The organism is Streptomyces sp. NPDC058955 (genome assembly GCF_042741435.1).
Taxonomy (GTDB): Bacteria; Actinomycetota; Actinomycetes; order Streptomycetales; family Streptomycetaceae; genus Streptomyces.
Genome location: NZ_JBHYKM010000142.1, coordinates 1 through 3326, shown reverse-complemented (window position 1 = coordinate 3326; position 3326 = coordinate 1). Strand labels below are relative to the sequence as shown.

The following is a 3326-nucleotide window of genomic DNA, read 5'->3' as shown; positions in this document are numbered from 1 at the left end:
CTCCCCCCTCACCCCCCCCGCTGGGGCGGGGGGGCGCCGGGGGGGGGGGGTCCGGGGGGGGGGCGGGGGGGGGGGGTTGGCCGCGCCCCGCCACCGGACGTTCGGAGGCGCCGCAGTGCGGCGCGTGGCGTCAGGCCCAGAACGCCTCCGCGTCCCCGGCCGGGTCGCCGAGGTACGCCTCGCGGCCCGCGACGACCTTGCCCTGCTCCCAGGTCAGGACGTGCACGGTGTCGGCGGCGAGGGCGCGGTGGCTCTCGTCGTCGCGGGCGGCGGACTCGCGGCGGACCTCGGTGGAGGTGTCGCGGCCGACGAGGATCCGCTCCCGCTCCGAGCGGAAGGAGCCACCGGTCAGTTCACGGCGCCGGGCCACGTGGGCCAGGAGCTCCTCGATGCCCTTGTGGGTGCCGGACAGGGTGTGGAAGCCGGGGACGGACCAGGTGACGGCGGGGTCCCAGAACTCGGCGATCCGCTCGGCGTCGCCGCTCTCCAGGGCCTCGTAGGCGTCGGCGACGCGCTGCTCGGTGAGCCTGACGGCCCGTTCCCGCTCGGTGCCGACGATCCCGCCGCGCATCATCTCCTCGCTGAGGATGGTGCCGCCGACGGAGGTCGCGCCGTGCTTCATGTCGTCGACCGTGACGTAGACGAACGGGCGGGCGACCTCGCCCATCACGTCCACCAGGGCCTCGGTCATGCCGGTGGTGATCTCCGCCTTCTGGGCGGCGGAGGCGAAGCCCTCGATCAGGCTGACCCGGATGATCGGCATCGGCTCAGCCCTCCCGCACCTGGAGGACGACCTTGCCGCGCGACCGGCCGCCCTCGATCAGCTCGTGGGCCTTGTCGGCGCGCTCCAGCGGCAGGACGTCGCCGACGTGCGGGCGCAGCGCGCCGGCCTCGACGAGGGCGGTGATGTCCTCCAGGTCGGCGCGGTCGGCCTCGACGGTGAGGGAGACCGCGCGGGCGCCGCGGCGTTCGGCCTCGCGGACGGTCTCCTCGTCGGGCGGGACGGGCAGCGAGACGAGGACGCCGCCCTCGCGGAGCAGAGTCGCCGAGCGGCGACCGTTCTCGCCGGCGACGGTGTCGACGACGACGTCGATGTCGTGGGCGACGTCCTCGAAGCGGGTGGTGGTGTAGTCGATGAGGACGTCGATGCCGTAGTCGGCGAGCAGCTCGAACTGGTCGGGGCTCGCGGTGGCGTAGACCTTGGCGCCGCGGGCGCGGGCGATCTGGACGGCGAGGTGGCCGAGGCCGCCGGCGGCGCCGTGCACGAGGACGCGGGAGCCGGGGCCGGTGCGGCCGACGCTGACCAGGGACTGCCAGGCGGTGAGGGTGACCAGCGGGACGGCGGCGGCCTCGACGTGGGTCAGGGCGGCCGGCTTGCGGACCAGCTGGCGCGAGTCGGCTGTGACGTACTCGGCGTAACCCCGGCCTATGCGGGGGAAGTTGACCATGCCGTACACCTCGTCGCCGACGGCGAAGCGGGTGACGCCGCCGCCGATCGCCTCGACGACGCCGGAGACGTCCCAGCCGATGGTGACGGGCAGGGGGCCCTGGGTGGCGGAGATGCCGCCGCCGGAGCGGGTCTTGCAGTCGACCGGGTTGACGCCGGCGGCGTGGACGCGGACGAGCACCTCGGTCCAGAGCGGCTCGGGCCGCTCGACCTCCTCGACCCGGAGGACCTCCGGGCCGCCGTACTCGTGCTGGCGGACGGCGCGCATCAGTGGCATTTCTGCTCCTTCGACGGTGCGTGGTGGCGGTTGCTCAGACGGGGACGTGCTGGAGGAATTCGAGGAGGTTGCCCTCGACGTCCCGGAGGAAGGCGACGCGCAGCCCCAGCGGGGTCACGTCGACGGGGCCGACGACGGGCCGGGCGCCGCGGCCCGCGAGGGCGGCGAGCACGGCGTCGAGGTCGTCGACGTGGAAGGCGAGGTGGCTGGGGCCCTGGACGAAGCCGTGCTCCGGGGGGTCGGCGCGGCGCAGCGCGGCCGAGCCGCGGCGTTCTGCGAGTTCGAGTCCGACGGGTCCGCGGCGCAGGAAGGCGACGCGTTCGCCGCGGGCGGGGATGTCGAGGGAGGACTCGGGGGCCAGGTCGAGCACGGTGCCGTACCAGTCGACGGCCCGGTCGAGGTCGGCGACGACCAGACAGCTGGAGACCTGGAGGACGTGGTCGAGGGGGGCGCCGGCCGTCGTCGCGGGCGGCTGGGTGGACGTGCTCATGAAAGCTCCTTGACTCATGAATGCACCGGTGGGGCGGCCCTTCCCGGACCCTAGACAACAGGCTGCATGACAATCTGTCAAGCAGATTGTCATGCAGCCTCGCGAAGGGGGTCACGGACCCGTGAGGAGTGCGCCCCGGCTCAGCGGGCGGCCAGCGCCTCGCGGTAGAGCGCGAGCGTCCGCTCCGCGGCGCGGTCCCAGGAGAAGTGGCTCCGGGCCCGCTCCCGCCCCGCCGCGCCCATCCGGTCGGCCAGGTCGGGGTCGTCGAGCAGCCGGTTGACCGCCGCCGCCAGATCCTTGGCGAAGCGCCCGGGATCGACCGGCTCCCCGGCGTCGTCGGCGGACCCCGGGACGCCCGCGGCACCGGCCGGCCGCGCCTCGAACGGGACCAGGAGTCCGGTCGCCCCGTCCACGACGACCTCGGGGATGCCGCCGGTGGCGGTCGCCACGACCGGCGTGCCGCAGGCCATCGCCTCCAGGTTCACGATGCCCATCGGCTCGTACACGGAGGGACAGACGAAGACCGAGGCGTGCGTCATCAGCTGACGCACCGTCGGGGCGTCGAGCATGCCGTCCAACCGGACGACGCCGTCGCGCACCGCCTTCAGGTCGTCCACGAGCGCGGCGGTCTCGGCGGCGATCTCGGGGGTGTCGGGCTGCCCGCAGCAGAGCACGAGCTGGGCGTCCGGGGGCAGTTCGAAGGCGGCCCGCAGCAGGTGCTGGAGCCCCTTCTGCCGGGTGACCCGGCCGACGAAGAGCACCAGGGGGCGGTACGGGTCGATGCCGTGCCGCAGCAGACCGTCGAGGCGCCGGTCGGGGCGGTGCGCCTCGGTGTCGATGCCGTTGTGGACGACCCGGCCGCGGGCCGGGTCGACCTGCGGGTACACGGCGAGGACGTCCTCGCGCATGGCGGCGGAGACCGCGACGACCAGATCGGCGGCGGGGCCCGCGGGGCGCGCCCACCACACCGAGTCACCGCAACGCCCCCCCCCCGGGGGGGCGCGCCGCCGCAAGCGGGCCCGGGCGCGGGGCGCCGGCCCGCCCAGGCCGACCCACCCCCCGTCGACCCGCGGCGCGACGACCCACAGCGGCAGGGAGACGCACCACAGGAC

Annotated in this window: 4 protein-coding genes; all 4 read right to left on the bottom strand. The window is 75.1% G+C overall.

Annotated features, from left to right (window positions below; all coding sequences use genetic code 11):
* Positions 1-130: 130 nt before the first annotated feature.
* The gene (locus ACFW1I_RS34010; protein WP_384677235.1) at positions 131-763 is read right to left on the bottom strand and encodes a nuclear transport factor 2 family protein; all 633 of its coding nucleotides are present in this window, start codon (positions 761-763) and stop codon (positions 131-133) included.
* A 4-nt stretch (positions 764-767) separates the two neighbouring features.
* Entirely contained in the window at positions 768-1724 is a 957-nt protein-coding gene (locus ACFW1I_RS34005) for an NADP-dependent oxidoreductase (protein ID WP_384677233.1), read from the bottom strand.
* A gap of 34 nt (positions 1725-1758) precedes the next feature.
* Positions 1759-2214, bottom strand: coding sequence for a VOC family protein (locus tag ACFW1I_RS34000; protein ID WP_384677231.1), 456 nt, complete (start codon positions 2212-2214; stop codon positions 1759-1761).
* 140 nt (positions 2215-2354) lie between these two features.
* A partial coding sequence (glgA, locus tag ACFW1I_RS33995; protein WP_384677229.1) for a glycogen synthase occupies positions 2355-3326 on the bottom strand: 972 nt, incomplete at its 5' end.

Bases quoted from the DNA above. Each gene is read 5' to 3' on its own strand.
- ACFW1I_RS34010 (WP_384677235.1), bottom strand. From the start codon at position 763: ATGCCGATCATCCGGGTCAGCCTGATCGAGGGCTTCGCCTCCGCCGCC.
- ACFW1I_RS34005 (WP_384677233.1), bottom strand. From the start codon at position 1,724: ATGCCACTGATGCGCGCCGTCCGCCAGCACGAGTACGGCGGCCCGGAG.
- ACFW1I_RS34000 (WP_384677231.1), bottom strand. From the start codon at position 2,214: ATGAGCACGTCCACCCAGCCGCCCGCGACGACGGCCGGCGCCCCCCTC.